Here is a 17,010-nt window from a genome sequence, read left to right as displayed (position 1 = left end):
AATTTCGGGAGGGTTTTGCGCACAACCTCGTCTCGCAACCCGGACCGTCAGATCGGCGGCTGGAAACGGGGAGCGAATGATGCGGATGGGGAAAATGGGTGCGCTGGCCTTGGCCGGCACGGCAATGGTCATGGTCGCGCCGCTGGCGTTTGCGCAGGCGGACGCTGCGCGCGAGTTCGACATGCCGAGCCAGGACCTCGGCGCTTCGCTGCGCGCCGTGGCGCAGCAGTCGGGCACGCAGGTCATCGCACCGACCGAGCTTGTGGCGGGCCATCAGGCGCCGGCGCTGAAGGGTCGGTTCAGCGCCGATCAGGCCGTGTCGCAACTGCTGCGCGGAAGCCGCCTGCGTGTGGTCATGGTCGGCACCACGTTGGTCGTGCAGCGCGACGATGACGGCCAGGAGGGAAACGAATCCGCTGAGGGTCAGTCGGAGATCCTGGTCACGGGCACCCGGATCCGCGGGAGCGGGCCGGTAGGGGTCCCGGTAATCTCGATCGACCGCACCGATATCGCCCAATCCGGTTTTTCAACCACCCAGCAGATCGTCCAGTCGATCCCGCAGAATTTCGCGGGGGGAGCACAAGAGGGTGCGAGTGGCCTGATCACAGGTGCCGGCAACGGCAACTCCGGCCGCGGCAGCGGCGTGAACCTTCGCGGTCTCGGCCAGAACTCGACCCTGTTGCTGATCAATGGCGACCGGCCGCCATTGGGCGGCTTTTCGGGCACGTTCGGCGATCTTTCGGTGATTCCCGCGTCCATCATCGAGCGCATCGAAGTCGTGCCCGATGGGTCTTCGGCCATTTATGGCTCGGATGCCGTCGCCGGCGTCGTGAATGTCGTCACGCGCGACGGGTTCCGGGGTGCAGAGACGAGCTTCCGGGTCGGAACCGCGGATGGGGATACTCAAGAATATCAGGTCAGCCAGCTGCTCGGGACGCGCTGGTCCACCGGCCATGCCGTCATCGCCTATGAATTTTACCGCCGCGACAATCTCTCCGCCGACGACCGGCCCTATATTACCGACGACCTGCGGCCTTTTGGCGGCGGCGACTATCGCGGAAACTATGCGAGTCCGGGCACGATCGTGGCTGGCGGCGTCAACTTCGCGATCCCGCGCGGACAGTTTGGCAACGGGCTGACAGCTGCGCAGCTCACGCGCGGCGTAATCAATCGCGGCGACGGCTGGGACGGCGTGGATATTCTGCCGCAGCAAGAGCGCCACTCCCTGTTCGTATCGGTCAGCCAGAATCTGACCGACAATCTGCGCTTCTATGCGCGCGGGCTCGCCACATGGCGAAAGTTCGACGTGGCGGTGCGCACCGGCGTCGATTCCCGACGCACGGTACCGGTGACCAATCCCTATTATCTCGATCCAATCGGCACCCGTCAGCCGATCGGCGTGAACTACAGTTTTGCCCGTGACCTCGGCAATGAGCGCAATCGAGGCGCGGTTGCTGCCTATGGAGGTACCGCCGGTCTCGAACTCGCGGTCGGCAGCTGGCGGATCGATGCGCACGGAACCTGGGGACGCCAGGATGAGCGCTACGATTATCTCAACCGGGTCAACAGTGCGCGCCTCGCACTGGCCCTTGCCGACACAAATCCGGCCACTGCTTATAACCTGCTCGGCGATGGGCCCTCGACCAATCCCGCCACGATCGAGTCGATACGCGGCTATAACAAGCGGCGATGGGACGCGCTTGTCTGGTCGGCGACAATCCGCGCCGATGGGCCGCTCTTTGCTCTGCCTGCCGGCGATGTCCGGCTGGCGATCGGCGGCGAGTATCGCGAGGACCGTTATGAAGACCGGGAGAGCATCTCCTACACCTCGTCGCTGGCGCCCCGCACCAATGCGCTCACACCGTTGCCAGGCGCACGCGTAGTCCAGGGGATCTATGCCGAACTGCTGGTGCCCGTCTTCGGCGAAGCGGCATCGGTTCCGTTCTTCCGGCGCCTGGACCTGTCGGCTGCGGTTCGGAGCGAGGAGTATAATGACTTCGGCCGCACGACGAATCCCAAGGTCAGCTTCGCCTGGGATCCGATCGCCGGGCTGACTTTTCGCGGCAGCTACGGAAAGTCATTCCGCGCCCCCGGGTTCACCGAGCTGCGGCAGGACCCGGACTCGATCGGCTACTTCGCCTATCCCGTCGTCGATCCCCAATCGGCCAGCGGCATGTCCAACATCATGGTCATTCGGGGCAACGATCCCAACCTGGGGCCCGAGCGCGCCACGACCTGGACACTTGGGGCGGACCTCAAGCCGGCGAGCCTGCCGGGTCTGCGTGCAGGCGTGACCTGGTTCAATGTGAACTATCGCGACCGCATCGGATCGGTTGCGACAGGGCTCGCCAGCTTTCTCATCAACCGCGATATCTACGCGCCGATCCTGACCTTCAATCCGAGCGCAGCACGGCTCGCCGAACTCTTTGCCTCGCCTTACTACCTCGACTTGACGGGTATCCCCAGCACGGCACCGATTGTGGCAATCGCCGACGCGCAGGTGCGTAACCTCTCGATCGTCAGGCAATCCGGACTCGACTTCGACTTCCAGTACGACTTTGCGCTTGCCGGAGGGGATGCCCAGGTCGGCGCAACCGCGACCTACATCTTCGGCATCAAGCAACAGCTAACGGCGACCTCGGCGCCGATTGACGTGGTCGACACCGTGGGCAACCCGATCGACCTGCGAATCCGAGGACGTGCGACCTGGAACAAGGGCGGTTTTGGTGTCGCACTCTTCGCCAACTATGCCGATGGCTATCGGAACAGGACTGTCACACCTGCACAGCGGATCTCGGCCTGGACGACCTTCGACCTCAATCTGAGCTACGCCTTCCCGAGGAAGTCTGGACCGCTTCACGGACTTCGCATCGCGCTCAATGCCAGCAACATCTTCGACACCGACCCGCCCTTTGTGAGCTACGTCGCTGGAACGTTGGCGGTCGGTTTCGATGGTGAAAATGCCAGTCCCCTCGGGCGTTTCGTCGCGCTGCAGGTCACTAAATCATGGTGAAGCGCCTGCTCGGCACGACCGCTTTCATCCTTGTCTCCTGCTGGACCGGAGCGGCGCACGCTACGCCTGCGGCCTGCAGCGAGCGCCTGTTGCCGCCTCCCCTCGGGGCGGCAACAGGCCAGCGCGCCATTACTGCGCGCGACCTGATAGCGTTGCGCGACTTCGGAAGGGTGGATGATGGCGCCCGGAAGCCTTCCTTCAGCCTCTCCCCCGACGGCCGGTCCGCTGCGGTACTTCTCAGGCGAGCCGATCCGGATGCCGACGGTTATTGCTTCGGAGTGCTGCTCGTCCCTCTGGATGGGGTGACGGCTCCCCGTCTGCTCGATGTCGGCGGGGAGTTCATCCATGCAATGACCGACCCCTATGGCGTATCGGGCGTACCCAGCGGGTTGCCGCTGACCGACCCGCCGATCTGGTCGCCGGACGGCACTTCGCTTGCCTATCTTCGCCGCGACGGCGGTCGCACCCAGATCTGGCGCGTGCGCCTCGACGGGAAGCCCGCCGAGGCGATTTCCGAGCTCGATACGGAGCCGCGCAACCTTGCCTGGAGCGCAGACGGCCGATCCCTGCTCTTCACGACGCGCAGGTCATTCGATGCTGGTGTTGCGGAGATCGACCGCGAGGGACGGTCCGGCTTTCTTTACGATGAGCGCTTCTGGTCGGTTGCCTATTCGCGGCCCACGCCGCGGATGCCACTTGCGACCGAAACCAATGCGCTCGACCTCGCGACCGGCGAAACCCGGATCATCACCGCAGAAGAAGCGGCGCTCATAAAGGATGGTGGAGCACCAGCCGCTCCAGCCGACGCCAGGGCTTTCGCCGCATCGCCAGCGGGAGACCGGGCATGGTCCTCGATAGAACGCGTGGACTTTCCCCGCGGGCCGACGCTCCTGCGGGTGGAGGCGAAGGGTAAAGCCATTCCATGCACCGGAGCGATTTGTCGCGAGCCGGTCGCCGGGCTGTGGTGGTCCACGCCTGGCACGCTGCTGATTCTGCGTGCTGCGAATTCGGTGAATGGCGGCCGCAGCGCCGTCTACCGATGGCGCGTTGCGTCGGAGGCTGGCCCACGTCGCTTGTTCGAGACAGAGGATTGGCTGCCGTCGTGCGGGCTTTCAGGCGGAGCCCTTGTCTGCGCGCGGGAATCCGCCACGCGCCCCAGAATCCTGGTTCGGATCGATCCGTCGAGCGGACGCAGCTCGACGCTGTTCGATCCCAACCCCGAATTTGCCCAGTTGCGCATCGGCAAGTTCGAGCGGCTGAATTGGACCGATCGCGATGGCGTGCGGACGTATGGCGACCTGATGCTTCCTCCTTCGCACAAGCCCGGTGAGCGCCATCCCCTGATCATAGTTCAATATATGTCGCGTGGCTTTTTGCGCGGCGGCTTGGGGGACGAATATCCGATCCATCTGCTCGCCGAGCGCGGTTATGCCGTGCTCAGCTTCCAGGTGCCGCCGGAGTCCGCCGAGGCAGCGGCGAAATCGGACGACACGTCGGCCCAGCGCGTCAAGGTGAAGAACTGGGCCGGCAGGCGGCGAATCTTCACCGCGCTCGATGCCGGGATCGATGCTGCTATCGCTGGCGGCGCCATCGACCCCGAACGGATCGGGATCACGGGGATGAGCGATGGGGCGAGCACCGTGCAGTTCGCGCTGAACAATTCGACCCGCTTCAAGGCTGCAATCATCACGACCTGCTGCGACGATCCCAACGCCGCGTTCAATGCCGGTCCGGGCTACGGTAACGATGTCGTCAAAGGAGTGGGGTATCCCGCCGCGGGTACCGACGGCCGGGCGTTCTGGAGAGCCCAGTCCATCGCGGTGAACGCCGATCATCTCCGGGTTCCGTTGCTGATGCACCTGCCCGACGGAGAATTCCGCATGGCGCAAGAGGCCTATGCCGCCCTCAAATTCCATGGCGCGCCAGTCGAGATGTACGTGTTCCCGGACGAATGGCACACCAAGCGCCATCCGGCACATCGCCTCGCAATCTATGAGCGCAATATCGACTGGTTCGATTTTTGGCTTCGCGGCATTGTCTCGCCGGATCCGGCGCGCACCGCCGAAATCGCGCGCTGGCAAAAGTTGCGGGAGGCCGCGAGTTCAACCGGGGGCGCAAAGTGACCGCCCTTCCCAGTATCGAACCCAGGCTTCGACTTCGACAAGTGCCATCAGCTCGGGAAGCGCATCCCCATCCGCGAAAGTACCGTTGAGGAAGGCGGTCACGCGTTCAACATCCAGCAGGCCTTCCCGTGCGATAGATCCTTCCAATAGCATCGCACGCAGGGCCGGGAGATTAGCCTTGATCATCCGGTAGGCGAGGCTGTTGAACGAGACCTTGGTCCGGCGGTCGATAACGGCCGCCGGTAAAGCATCGCGAAACGCCTCGCGCGCGACCGCGCGGTTGTTGCCGCCTGCGCACCAGAGCCAGCTTGGAATTGTGAGACAGGTTTCGAAGATCGGCTGTGACATCAGCGGCGCCAGAAATGGCGCGATCGTCTCCCGGCCGAATCCTTCGAGGTGGTTCTGGATTCCGACAATCGACCAGACATGCCGTCTTTTTCCGGGCGATATGCCGGGCGGAGCAGCCAGCCACGGATTTCCGGCGGGCCACGGAAGCCCTTGAGACACGTGCCGGGCGACGAACGCGTTTGTCATCGGTCTCGGCATGGGCGAGCCGGGTTGCCATGACCGTCTGATTGCGGCGCTCAGCACCGTCCAGATATTCGTCCGCGTGAGCTGGGCAATGTCCGCAGCAGTTTCGAACAGGCCCTTGCTCAACCCCTCATGCTTGTATCGGTCAATCACCGGGAGAGCGGAGTGGAGAAGGCAGAACATGCTGTCGCCTCCGCCCCCGCCCAGGAAGGCATCGGCTCCAATCGAGCGTCCATGTACCTGGATCGGGCGATCAAGCGCCTGAGCGAAAGCGCGGGCGCAGGGCCTCGGCAATGCCTGGGCATCGCTCTGGCCGATGTCGATCGTTGCCGCGTCCGCCACGATCTCGGTGAGAGGGAAGGCGAGATGCTCAGCGACGGCTCTCGCCCAAGGCAGTTCGCTTGCCTCTCCGGTCACCGGGCCAAATGTCAGGCAGTCCAGGCCGGATCGGCCGGTCCGCAAGCCAGCGGCGACGATCGCGGAATCGAGTCCGCCCGAGATTTCTAGCAAGGGCCGCTCAAAACAATCGGCCCACGCCCCCAGCGTCGATGTCGCCACACGGCGCAACTCGGTGATCGCCGACGAAGCATCCTTCATCTGGGACGCCGGATCTGCGAACCGCCACGGGGACCACGCGCAGCTGCTTCTCGCTTGATCATCGCGGATCTCAAGCACGATTCCCGGCAGTAGCTCGCTGACACCCCGCAAGGCCGTCTGGGCGGGCCGAAGGTCGCGGTAGACCAGCGACTGTGCGACGATCGTCCAGTCGATTTCCGGCTTCAGCAGTCCGTGATCGAACAGCAGGTTGGGACGAGTGGTAAGGAGATGCGCCCCGTCTATTTCGGCGTAATAGCATGACACCATGCCGGACGGATCGCGAAGGACTTCGATCCGATCGCCAAGGTCGCGAATCGCGACATATCCGCCCCAATAGCGTTCTACGAATAGGTCGGACGGGACGGCGATTTCCCGCCTGTCCAAGGCTGTGACCCTCGTGCTGCCGTGCCGATCGAACAGGTGTCCCCAGACCACACCACGCGCGTCAGGCAGGATGAGGTGAGATGCTGCCGGATCGCCCAGTACGCAGATGCCAGGTCCAACGGCCAACTGAACCATGCCGGATGCACACAGAGCTTCGGTGAAGGAGCGAAGACGATCAGAAATTGATGCGCCTGGGTGCCCAAGGCACGCGAGGAAAGCGGACCTGTTCATATCGCGAGAATTGGGGTGAAGCTCGACACATGGTCGTAGCTGTCGTTGAGAATGGCCTCGGGTGTCTGCAGCCAGCAATGCGCGCCGAATGGTTCGGGCAGGATGCCAAACACCAGTTGCGACCCAAAGCCGCGGCGCTCGAGCCAGCGATCAAGCGCGAGCGAATCGAGCAGGCAATTCCGTGCGATCGGCACCAGTCGGCGGGCACGTTCGAACGCTTCGACCTCGGCGAGCGCGGCCTGTGCGTTGCCGCGCATCGGCAGCGGGGTCCTGGTCTGGCGAGCCGCTAGGATACTGCTGAGCGAGAACATGCGCAGCGACAGGCGCGTAGCGGCGACCCGCACCGCAACTGCGAAAGACAATCCGCTCCTGGGAACGTGTGCCCCAGGCTGGAGCAAGCCAGCCGGAGCAACGACGCGATCTTTGAGTGCGTTGGTAGGCTCGGCGTCACCCTCTCGAAGGATCTTCGCGCGCTTGAGCGTCTCGACGACCGCCTTTGGAGGGGTGCCCGCATAGTTCCGGTTCAGCCATTCCAGCATGTCCGCCGAGGACGTGGTCGGAACCCGGAAATAGCGGTCCTGCCGCACATCGAGAACGAACAGCTTTTCCGATGCGATACAGGCTGTCGCGTGGGGGAGGATGCGCCAAAGCATAGCCGGCTACGCCCTTGCGGCCCGCAACGCCGGTTCACGGAAGCGGGCCGCGCGCGCGATCATTCGTCGGAAAGGCCTTGCGGAAGGACGTAGCCGACGACTTCGAAGATCCCGGTGCAACTGCCTTTGGTTTCGACGCTGACAGCGCCCAGGTCGACGAGTTCAAAGGACTCGTCATCGTCTTTATGCATGGAAAATCTCCCGTCGGAGTGGATGACGAACTGGTAGTCAGCACCGGCCGGCACTGCCCGGCCGGTGCAACCGGTCAGTCGTCCGAAAGGCCTTCGCGCATGATCAGCCCGATGAAGTCATGCGTGCCATCGACAGCGCCCTTGGTCTCGACGCTGGCGGCGCCCAGATCCAGGAGATCGAAGGCTTGGTTGTTGTCGTCTTGCATGGGAAATCTCCCTGAGTGCGTGGGTATGGTGACGGCTGACGCGCCGGCCCGGCGTCAGGCCAGGCCGGCGTGCAGATCAGTCGTCCGACAGGCCGGCCGGCGGGATGAGGCCGAGGCCGTCATACTTGCCCTCAAGCACGCCCTGGGTCTCGGCGCTGGCGACGCCGAGATCGATCAGGTCGACGGTTTCGTTGGTTTCGCGGTCCATGGTCATTCTCCAGTCGCGTAATGCGACCAGGAGAAGATTCGCCATGCCGGCGGTTATAAGAAGTTTATAATCCGATTATAATCGGACGCGCGATCAAGGCGCTTCCCTGCGGCGAATTAGCTCGGCAACCACTTTCATTCGGCGAAGATGATAGCGACGTATTGCTTGCTGAAGTCCGTTGTCGATCTCGGCAAGCTCGTCCAGTTCGCCGATCAGCGGTTCGAGAACCTCCGATTCGACTATTCGGAACGGATGCAGGCGATCTCCGACGCTTGAAATAGCCAAGCGTATCTCGCGATTGGGTGCCATCTCGCCAATGCGCTCGAAGAGCAGGGCCGTTCTAGCCGCGATCGATGCGTCGTCCGGCTCGTCCACGACGAGAGGATGGCGAGCGGTCCGAACCGCCATCAGGACAAGCGCTGAATGCCACTCGTAGAGGTCGCGCAGCGACGCCTCGCTGAGCCGGGGGACATGGAACCCCTCTCCTGCGCTCGCCTCGACCAAATGCTCGCCGACCAGCCGATGAAGCACATCGCGCACCGGCGTCATGCTGACTCCAAGCTCCTCCGCGATGCGGTTTGCTTCGAGACGAGATCCTGGCGGGTACCGGCCCTCCCGCAGCATCTGCTTCAGGGTCGCGTAGCCGCGCTCCATCGCCTGGATCGGACTCATGTGGCAGCGCCTTGGCTTGTGCGGTGCTCCGCGACCGCCTCGATCTGATCGGGCCGTAAAGCGTCTACCGCCCCGATATGTTCTGGGAGGTTGCCCGTGAGGAGAAGCGAAGGGCACACGCCTTCATAATTGCCGAGGTTCGGGCGGTGCTGCCGATAGCCGATCAGGCCGGCGAGTTCGGGAGAGAAGTTGCGGGCGACCGCGGGCGGATAGGCGAGCCACTGGTTTTCATAGGGCTTTAGCCACCCGAGGCAGTAGCTCACCACCACTGCCTTGCGGATTTCGGCACTCCGGTTGGCCCCGGCGCCGTGCAGTGTCGATCCCAGGAACAGAAACGCGTCGCCCGGGCCGTACTCGGCCACGACCGATCGCTCGGGCATCGAATCGTTCAGCGCTTCGCTACCGTGGCTGCGCGGGTAGATGATCGTTCCGCCATTCTCGACCGAGAAGGGGGTCAACGGCCACATCACGTTGACCAGATACTCGACCTCGCCTTTTACTCCCTGCCACATGTCCTGGTCGCGGTGCGGGAACTGCGCGGGCGCTCCCGGATGCAGCGCGATCGCCTGCATCAGGTTCAGCTGGATGGTGTCGCACCACGGCGAAAGCACTGCTTCGGTGACGGCGAGGATCAGCGCCTCTTGCGCCAGGGCGGCGGCATGCGGCGAGCGCTTCAGCAGGCTTCCGAACCGTTTGGTGCGCCCGCCATAGAAATCCCCTTCGCAAAAGGGCGTGGCTTCGTAGATCGGTGCGAGATCGGCATCGAGCGCACCGATAGTCTCGCGCGACAGCGCGTTGGGAATGACGCACCAGCCGTCGGTCATCAGCAGTTCCAGTGCGGCGTCGAAATCGGCGGGCTGGCTGTTCGGATCGTATGTCATGGCGATACCTCAGGCGTTTGCGGCGCGGCGCGCCGGCATTTCATGAGCAATGATGGGCGACCACACGCCGCCAGCGGCGAGGCCGGCCGGTGTCTCCGGCGTGATCGTGATCTCGAGCGCGCCCAGAAGTGCACCCTGGTTGGGCAGGGGCTCGCCAAGCGCGCGGCATTCCCAGCCGAAGCTCAGGATCTGCTGGAGCCAGGCCATCTCGGCGACCCCGGTATAGGTGTCGATGCCGGTCTCGAGCGCGTGGATGGCGATCGCGGATACGAGGTGGTTGCGGATCTGGCGCCGCTCCGCCGAACGAAGCTGCCGTCCCAGGCAGAACCGGGTGATTTCCCAGACGCGCGGGCCTCTGGGAACCTGGCCGTCGCAGAGCGCTGGGAAGAGCGTGTCGAGTATGTGGGGCCGGGTTGTGGGCAGCAATCTGGCGGACGCCAAATGCTCATGATCGTTGTCGGTTATGATCAGATAACGCGCATGGGGGTCGTCGAACTGGTCGATCTCGTAGCGCCCGCTGAGGACCGGGAGGTTCCATTTGAGCAGATCGATGAAGACGCTCTTTCGGGCGGCGAACATCGATCGGAACGCCGTATCGGCAACGCTGTCGACGGAGGAATCGACGAGAAGAACCATGGCGAAAAACCCCTCGAAGTGACGAGGGGGCAAGCATCCCGATCAGTGCCGGGCAGCGATATTCCAAGAAATGGGGATAGCGTCAGTGCTTCAGTATGTCCGAGAAGCTGATCAGTCCGTCGAACAGGGCCCGGACCGCAAGGAGTGCGCGCTTTTGGACGCCGTACCGTTCGCGCGCATGCTTGAGATGCTGGATCACCGTTTCATGGCCGACACCCAGGATGACAGAGATTTCCCAGTCGGTCTTGCCACGCGCGGCCCACAGCACACAGTCTCGCTGACGGTCGGTCAGGATAGGAGATTGGCCAGCCGAGAAGTCACGAGCGCCCGACAATCGCCGTGCGGCCTCGAAAGCGAAGCCGCCGACGAGTTGGCAAATGAATTGGAACTCTGCAGGAAAATCGTCTCCGGCGCTCACCGCGAAAGAACAGGAGCCGAGCGTTTCGCCGGGCACGCTTGAAGGAATCGTGAAGCCGTCGCCAATGCCGACCCGGTATGCCTGATCGAGGACAAAACGATCGTCCGGGGTCATCTTGATCATGTCTGGCACGTCCGACCAGGCGAAGCCCACGCTCGCAAGGTGGGATGCGCGATGGATCGGATCACACTGTCCCAGGCCGTTCGCATCGAACCAGTCCTGCCAGCTTGTTGGATAGTTGTGGATGCGAACCGCAGGCCCGTCTGTCCGTCGAAAATCGATATGGTGGGTCAAGGCAAAATAGCGAACGCCCATGGCGCCGCAGCAGTCGAGCAACGCGGCGCGAAGCACATCGGTGCTGCCCGCCGACCGCGCAACTTCTACGAAAGCCTGTGCAATCGCGAACCTCGACATACCCACCCCGGCCTACCGGGAAATGGGGGCCTCAACCCGCCATCTCGCAACACGGCACCATTGGGCTCTGGGGCAAACTGCTTCTCAAGGAAGTCACCTGAGCGGATGTATATTGAGGTTTTCACCAAAATCGCGACTGAATGTCAAATCTCCCTCGATAACTAATAGTTAGTCTGGCTCTTCGATCTGGTTTTTGTTTCAGATTACTAGAGAATTTACCTTCTCGCGGGGGCTCCGCCGTTGGCGATGGCAGATAGTAGTCCATTTCATAGCTGCGCCAACTTGCAGAATGGTGGCAGGTAACCCGACGATCGGAGAAACGAGCTAGGCGAAGGCGGGGTAACAGCCGAGCCTGCGGCGTGGTAGCCAACCCCATGTCTCCCGGCGCCTCTCCCCCCAACTTCTATAAGTACAGTTCCTTCGGAACCGCGCGGATCGTCCTGACCAATGGCCGGCTACGCTGGACTACGGCCTCGCTGCTCAACGACCCATTCGACATGCTGTTCGATCTCCACATGGACATCGACGGCAGCGAGCTGCGCCGCCTCGTTAAGGCGGGCTTCCGCAAACTGCTCGACGCGGGTCACTATGCCACGACGAAGCGTGGCGGTGCGGAACTTGAGGAAGAACTCGACCGCACGCTCGACGGCACCTTGGCCAGCCTCGACCAGTCTCTTGCCCAGATGCACCGCGAAAGTCGGCAGTGGATCGAGAAGACAAAGATCCTATGCCTGACCGTGACACCTGCGAACATGCTCATGTGGTCGCACTATGCCGAGCAGCATTTCGGCGCGGTGCTTCGGTTCACCACGCAAGGTGACGACAATGCGTTCCAGGCCGCACGCCCGGTCATCTACTCGAACGAGATGCCACGCTTCCTGGATACTGCGGGTTTTGCGGACATGATCTTGGGGGCGAAGATCGATACCCCCGCGGTAACCCGGACGCAGATCTACACGAAGGCGGCAGCCTGGTCCTACGAGCAGGAGTGGCGGATCAACTTCGGCCTGTGCCGCAACCCCGCTGAGGCATTCGAAGACTTGCCCTTCGGCCAGACCGAGCTCGACGGCGTGATCTTCGGATGTCGGATGTCGGCATCTAACCGCGAAGAACTTGGGGCACTGGCGCGCCGCCTCAACCCGGCGGTCGAGCTGCTCGAGGCGCTACCAGAATCTCGATCGTTCCGCATGGACATACGCGCTCTCTGACGAGGTCGCAGCGCTTGGCCGCAGCATGCGGATGCACTTGCGAATCACCCTTTGGCGTGCCGGACGATCGGCTCTCCCTTCGTCAAAAATGACCCGCTTTTCGCAGCCGCAAAGCGCCGAACCTGCGCGACTGTAGCCGGCCATTTCCTGCCGCTTGCTTCCGATACGCTTCCAGCTGCCGCAGACAGGGCACTGGGCCCCTTTAGGGGTGGTTGTAAGATATTGATTTAAAAGAAGAAAATGGTGCTGCCGGTGAGGATTGAACTCACGACCTCAGCCTTACCAAGGATGCGCTCTACCACTGAGCTACGGCAGCACACGCCGGCCGGAGCCAGCGGGAGCGCGCCTATGTGCTTGGGGACGAGTGATTGTCAACCCGCGCATAGCCTGTTTATCGCATCCATCATGAGCGAAGCGGAAAAGAAGGCCCGATTGGCCGAGGCATTGCGGGCGAACCTGCGCAAGCGAAAGGCCCAGGCGCGGGAGCAGGCCGAATCACCTGCTCCGTGCCCCGCTCCGGACGATGCGCCTTCGCGCGATTAGATTTCGGCGCACTTCCCTTCGAGCCAGGCGAGGTCGTCGCCCTCGAGCAGCGGTCCGAGAATCGCCAGCGTCTGGGCGTGATAGGCGTTGAGCCAGGCGCGCTCCTCGAAGCTGAGCAAAGTCGGATCGACCAGATCGCGCTCGATCGGCACGAAGGTGAGCGTTTCGAAACCCATCATTTTCTGTTCGGCGCCGGGAATATCCTTGTCGACCACCAGCACCAGATTCTCGATGCGGATGCCGAACTCGCCCGCCTTGTAGAAACCGGGTTCGTTCGACAGGAACATGCCCACCTTGAGCGGCTCGAGCGATGCGCCGCCGGGATAGAAGGGCTGGGCGATTCGCTGCGGTCCTTCATGCACCGAAAGATATGAGCCGACGCCGTGGCCGGTGCCGTGCGCGAAATCGAGACCGACGTCCCACAGCGGGCGCCGCGCGAAGCTGTCGAGCTGCGCGCCGACCGTACCTTCGGGGAAGGCGGCGGTGGCGATGGCGATATGGCCCTTGAGCACGCGAGTGAAACGGTCGCGCATCTCCTGCGTCGGCTCGCCGATCGGGATCACGCGCGTCACGTCGGTGGTGCCGTCGGCATACTGACCGCCCGAATCGACGAGGTAGAGATGGCCCAGTTCGATGGCCAAGCTGCTTTCCTCGGTCACCTTGTAATGCGGGATCGCACCGTTGGGACCGGTGCCCGAGATGGTGTCGAAGCTCAGATCCTTGAGCACGCCGGTTTCCTCGCGGAACTCGCGAAGCCGGTCCGCTGCGGAAAGCTCGGTCAGGCCGCCCTTGGGCGCTTCGATTTCCATCCAGCGCAGGAAGCGGCTGAGCGCGGCCCCGTCACGCGCCTGTGCGGCGCGATGGCCCGCGATCTCGACCGGGTTCTTGATCGCCTTGGCCAGCACGACCGGATCGCGCAGCGAGAGGATCTTGGCCCCGCCGGCATCGAGCGAATCGAAGATCGCGGCGACCGCGCGCTCGGGATCGGCCGCGACGCGCTTGCCTGCAAACGCCTTGAGCGCGGGGGCGAAGGCAGCGCGATCATGGACGCGGATAGCGTTGCCGAGATGCTGGGCGACCGCATCGGTCATCTTCTCGCGCGCCACGAACAGATCGGCGGTGCCGTCGGAATTGACGATGGCATAGGCCAGCGCGACCGGGGTGTGGCTGACATCGTCGCCACGGATATTGAATGCCCAGGCAATCGAATCGAGCGCGGAGAGGACGACGGCATCGGCCTTGCGCTCGTGCAGCCAGTCGGCGATTTCGGCGCGCTTGGCGGCGCTGGACTTGCCGGCATTCGCATCGCTCTGGACCGAGAGGACGGCATCGGACTGGGCGGGGCGATCCGACCAGACCGCATCGATCGGATTGGCGTTCACCGCGACCAGTTCTGCACCGCGTTCGGCCAGCGCCTTGCGCGCGGCCTCGACCCAGGCGCGGGTGTGGAGCCACGGATCATAGCCGATGCGCCCGCCGTCCGGGGCATGTTCGCCCAGCCAGCCTTCGACGCTGACCTGCGGCACGGGGACATATTGCCAGTGATCCGCAGAAACCTGCTGGCGGACCTGAAGCGTGTAGCGCCCGTCGGTGAAGATTGCGGCCTGCTCGGGCAGGACGACCGCCGAGCCGGCCGAGCCCTGAAAGCCCGTCAGCCAACCGAGGCGCTGGGCATAGGCGCCGACATATTCGGACATATGCTCGTCGGTGAGCGGCACGACGAAGCCGTCGAGCGCATCGCGCTTCAGCTGTTCGCGAAGGGCGGAGAGGCGGTCGGCATAGGAGGACATGGGATCAGACCTGTGAGGTAGAATGAAAGGGACAAGGCGCCGGACGGGATTCGGCCCGGCCTTCGTCTCCGGCGCATCGTGGCGTCAGGGCGAGGCGAGTCCGGCACATGCGCGCTGTCTGCCAGATTCCCCGGCCAGAGGACAGGGGCGTGCGGGTTCAGTCGGTTGGCTTGGGTAGCGTGCGGTCGGCGCGGCAAGTGGCGAGCGGGAGCTGCTTCACCGCGCTGATGCGCGTGATGCGGCTTTCACGACGGTTCACTTCGACGGTCATGCAGGCACAGCCGCGGCCATAGGACGTGCCGTTGGTGACGATCCAGTTTCTGCCGGCCATGTTCGGGATATTTTCCATGCCCCGTGCCTGATGGCCGCCCTGCGAACCGATGATCCACTGGCCGTCGCGGTCGAGCAGCCACCAATTGGCGGGGGTGGGATTTTCCAGCCAGCCGCAACGCTTTTCCGGCTTGGCGGCGAGTGGCTCGGGTGCAGCGGCGCCGAGGGGGATGACGAGGCTGAGGAGCAGAGCGGCGCGGATCATGCGGCTGGTGTGGCATGGGATCAGGGGAGAGGACAGCGGATTCCGGGACAAGCCCCGGGTGAGGTTGCGGATGGAGCGGAGTGTAGCGGCCAGCGGCGATCCGCCGTAAAGCGCCTGCGATGTTGCGCATTACCGAACTCAAACTGCCGCTGAACCATGCCGAGGAGATTCTGGCCGCCGCGATCCGCGAGCGGCTGCGGATCAAGCCCAAGGATCTGGTGCGCTATACCGTCGCGCGGCGCGGATGGGATGCGCGCGACAAGTTCGACATCCAGCTGGTCTATACCGTCGATGTGACGCTGCGCGACGAAGGCGCGGTGCTGGCCAAGTTCAAGCGCGACCGTAAGGTGCAGCGCACGCCGGACACTGGCTATCGCTTCGTCACCAAGCAGAAGGACTGGCAGGGCACGCGACCGATCGTCGTGGGCGCAGGGCCGTGCGGCCTGTTCGTCGGGCTGATCCTTGCCCAGATGGGCTTCCGCCCGATCATCCTCGATCGCGGCAAGGTGGTGCGCGAGCGGACCAAGGATACCTGGGGCCTGTGGCGGCGCAGCGTGCTCAACCCCGAATCGAACGTGCAGTTCGGCGAGGGCGGAGCGGGGACGTTTTCCGACGGCAAGCTCTATAGCAGGATCAAGGATCCGCGGCATCTCGATCGCAAGGTGCTGGCCGAGTTCGTCAAGGCAGGCGCGCCCGAGGAGATCCTGACCGAAGCGCATCCGCATATCGGCACGTTCCGGCTGGTGAAGATGGTCGAGGGCATCCGCAACCAGATCGAGGCGCTGGGCGGCGAATATCGCTGGCAGCATCGCGTCGAGGACCTGCTGGTCGACGAGAAGGATGGCGAGCGCCGCGTGACCGGCGTGCGCGTCCAGACCGGCGAAGTGATCGAATCGGATCACGTCGCCATCGCGCTGGGACACAGCGCGCGCGACACGTTCGCGATGCTCCTTGAGCGCGGCGTCTATATCGAGCCCAAGCCCTTTTCGATCGGCGTGCGGATCGAGCATCCCCAGGCATGGATCGACGAAGCGCGGTTCGGGCCGAATGCGGGACATCCGATCCTCGGCGCGGCCGACTATGCGATCTCGCACCACTGCTCGAACGGGCGGACGGTCTATAGCTTCTGCATGTGCCCGGGCGGGCAGGTGGTGGCGGCGACTTCGGAGGAAGGGCGCGTCGCGACCAATGGCATGAGCCAATATTCGCGCGCCGAGCGCAACGCCAATTCAGGCTTCGTCGTCGCGATCGATCCGGCGCGCGACTATCCGGGGCATCCGCTGGCGGGGATCGATTTGCAGCGTGCCCTTGAGGAAAAGGCGTTCGTCGCAGGCGGATCGAATTACAAGGCGCCGGCGCAGAAGATCGGCGACTTCATGGCCGGGCGACCCTCGACCGCGCTGGGCGAAGTGATTCCGTCGTACAAGCCGGGCGTGACGATGACCGATCTGGCCGAAGTGCTCCCCGAATTCGCGGTGACCGCGATGCGCGAGGCGCTGACCGTGTTTGGGAAGGACATCAAGGGATACGACCATCCCGACGCAGTGATGACCGGCGTGGAGACGCGCACCTCGTCGCCGATCCGCATCACGCGCGGGCCGGATTTCCAGAGCCTCAACACGCGCGGCCTGTTTCCGGCGGGCGAAGGCGCGGGCTATGCCGGGGGTATCCTTTCCGCCGCGGTCGACGGGATCAAGGTGGCGGAAGCGGTGGCGTTGAGCATCATTGGTGAACCGCACCGTCTGGCTTCGCTCGATCCGAGGCGATAGGGCTGGG

The 17,010-nt window shown here is 63.8% G+C and carries 16 protein-coding genes and 1 tRNA gene; 5 read left to right on the top strand and 12 right to left on the bottom strand.

Annotated features, from left to right (window positions below):
• The first annotated feature begins 94 nt into the window (after positions 1-94).
• Both HHL13_RS13175 and HHL13_RS13170 read left to right on the top strand, forming a co-directional pair.
• On the top strand, positions 95-3,013 hold the full coding sequence (locus tag HHL13_RS13175) for a TonB-dependent receptor (protein WP_169556098.1): 2,919 nt from the start codon (positions 95-97) through the stop codon (positions 3,011-3,013).
• Entirely contained in the window at positions 3,007-5,136 is a 2,130-nt protein-coding gene (locus HHL13_RS13170; RefSeq protein ID WP_169556097.1) for an Atxe2 family lasso peptide isopeptidase, read from the top strand. Before HHL13_RS13175 ends, HHL13_RS13170 begins: the two co-directional genes overlap by 7 nt.
• Here HHL13_RS13170 and HHL13_RS13165 read toward each other — a convergent pair.
• The 9 genes from HHL13_RS13165 to HHL13_RS13125 all read right to left on the bottom strand — a co-directional run bounded on the left by HHL13_RS13165 (position 5,116) and on the right by HHL13_RS13125 (position 11,158).
• On the bottom strand, positions 5,116-6,783 hold the full coding sequence (locus HHL13_RS13165) for an asparagine synthase-related protein (RefSeq protein WP_169556096.1): 1,668 nt from the start codon (positions 6,781-6,783) through the stop codon (positions 5,116-5,118). The two genes, HHL13_RS13170 and HHL13_RS13165, sit on opposite strands and share 21 nt — an antisense overlap.
• A 92-nt stretch (positions 6,784-6,875) precedes the next feature.
• Positions 6,876-7,532 (bottom strand): lasso peptide biosynthesis B2 protein, encoded by a 657-nt coding sequence (locus HHL13_RS13160; protein ID WP_169556095.1) that lies wholly within the window; start codon positions 7,530-7,532, stop codon positions 6,876-6,878.
• 59 nt (positions 7,533-7,591) lie between these two features.
• Entirely contained in the window at positions 7,592-7,723 is a 132-nt protein-coding gene (locus HHL13_RS13155; protein ID WP_169556094.1) for a benenodin family lasso peptide, read from the bottom strand.
• A gap of 74 nt (positions 7,724-7,797) precedes the next feature.
• Positions 7,798-7,929, bottom strand: coding sequence for a benenodin family lasso peptide (locus tag HHL13_RS13150; protein ID WP_169556093.1), 132 nt, complete (start codon positions 7,927-7,929; stop codon positions 7,798-7,800).
• A 76-nt stretch (positions 7,930-8,005) separates the two neighbouring features.
• Positions 8,006-8,137 carry a benenodin family lasso peptide gene (locus HHL13_RS13145; protein ID WP_169556092.1) on the bottom strand — a complete coding sequence of 44 codons (132 nt, stop codon included), beginning with the start codon at positions 8,135-8,137 and terminating at the stop codon, positions 8,006-8,008.
• Positions 8,138-8,230: 93 nt separating this feature from the next.
• Entirely contained in the window at positions 8,231-8,809 is a 579-nt protein-coding gene (locus tag HHL13_RS13140; protein WP_169556091.1) for a GntR family transcriptional regulator, read from the bottom strand.
• Complete coding sequence (locus HHL13_RS13135; protein WP_240953843.1) at positions 8,806-9,633, bottom strand: phytanoyl-CoA dioxygenase family protein; 828 nt, start codon at positions 9,631-9,633, stop codon at positions 8,806-8,808. Before HHL13_RS13135 ends, HHL13_RS13140 begins: the two co-directional genes overlap by 4 nt.
• A 66-nt stretch (positions 9,634-9,699) precedes the next feature.
• Positions 9,700-10,326, bottom strand: coding sequence for an acyl-homoserine-lactone synthase (locus tag HHL13_RS13130; RefSeq protein ID WP_169556089.1), 627 nt, complete (start codon positions 10,324-10,326; stop codon positions 9,700-9,702).
• An 82-nt stretch (positions 10,327-10,408) separates the two neighbouring features.
• Complete coding sequence (locus tag HHL13_RS13125) at positions 10,409-11,158, bottom strand: LuxR family transcriptional regulator (protein ID WP_169556088.1); 750 nt, start codon at positions 11,156-11,158, stop codon at positions 10,409-10,411.
• A gap of 497 nt (positions 11,159-11,655) precedes the next feature.
• Between HHL13_RS13125 and HHL13_RS13120 the strand changes: the two genes are divergently transcribed.
• On the top strand, positions 11,656-12,366 hold the full coding sequence (locus HHL13_RS13120) for a DUF2971 domain-containing protein (protein WP_169556087.1): 711 nt from the start codon (positions 11,656-11,658) through the stop codon (positions 12,364-12,366).
• Positions 12,367-12,607: 241 nt separating this feature from the next.
• Here the strand turns inward: HHL13_RS13120 and HHL13_RS13115 are convergent.
• A tRNA-Thr gene (locus HHL13_RS13115) sits at positions 12,608-12,682 on the bottom strand.
• 89 nt (positions 12,683-12,771) lie between these two features.
• Here HHL13_RS13115 and HHL13_RS13110 point away from each other — a divergent pair.
• Positions 12,772-12,909, top strand: a complete 138-nt coding sequence (locus HHL13_RS13110; RefSeq protein ID WP_169553745.1) for a hypothetical protein — start codon at positions 12,772-12,774, stop codon at positions 12,907-12,909.
• Here the strand turns inward: HHL13_RS13110 and HHL13_RS13105 are convergent.
• Both HHL13_RS13105 and HHL13_RS13100 read right to left on the bottom strand, forming a co-directional pair.
• Positions 12,906-14,699, bottom strand: coding sequence for an aminopeptidase P family protein (locus HHL13_RS13105; RefSeq protein WP_169556086.1), 1,794 nt, complete (start codon positions 14,697-14,699; stop codon positions 12,906-12,908). The genes HHL13_RS13110 and HHL13_RS13105 overlap by 4 nt on opposite strands.
• Positions 14,700-14,856: 157 nt before the next feature.
• A complete protein-coding gene (locus HHL13_RS13100) occupies positions 14,857-15,234 on the bottom strand; it encodes a DUF4087 domain-containing protein (RefSeq protein WP_169556085.1) in 378 nt (125 codons plus the stop codon).
• A gap of 119 nt (positions 15,235-15,353) precedes the next feature.
• On the opposite strand from HHL13_RS13100, the gene HHL13_RS13095 reads away from it, so the two are divergent.
• Positions 15,354-17,003 carry an NAD(P)/FAD-dependent oxidoreductase gene (locus HHL13_RS13095; protein WP_169556084.1) on the top strand — a complete coding sequence of 550 codons (1,650 nt, stop codon included), beginning with the start codon at positions 15,354-15,356 and terminating at the stop codon, positions 17,001-17,003.
• Positions 17,004-17,010: the final 7 nt, after the last annotated feature.

Origin of the sequence: Sphingomonas sp. G-3-2-10, assembly GCF_012927115.1 — a bacterium.
In the GTDB taxonomy this organism is placed as follows: domain Bacteria; phylum Pseudomonadota; class Alphaproteobacteria; order Sphingomonadales; family Sphingomonadaceae; genus Sphingomonas.
The sequence above is the reverse complement of the archived record's forward strand: the minus strand, read 5'-3'. Positions and strand labels throughout refer to the sequence as shown.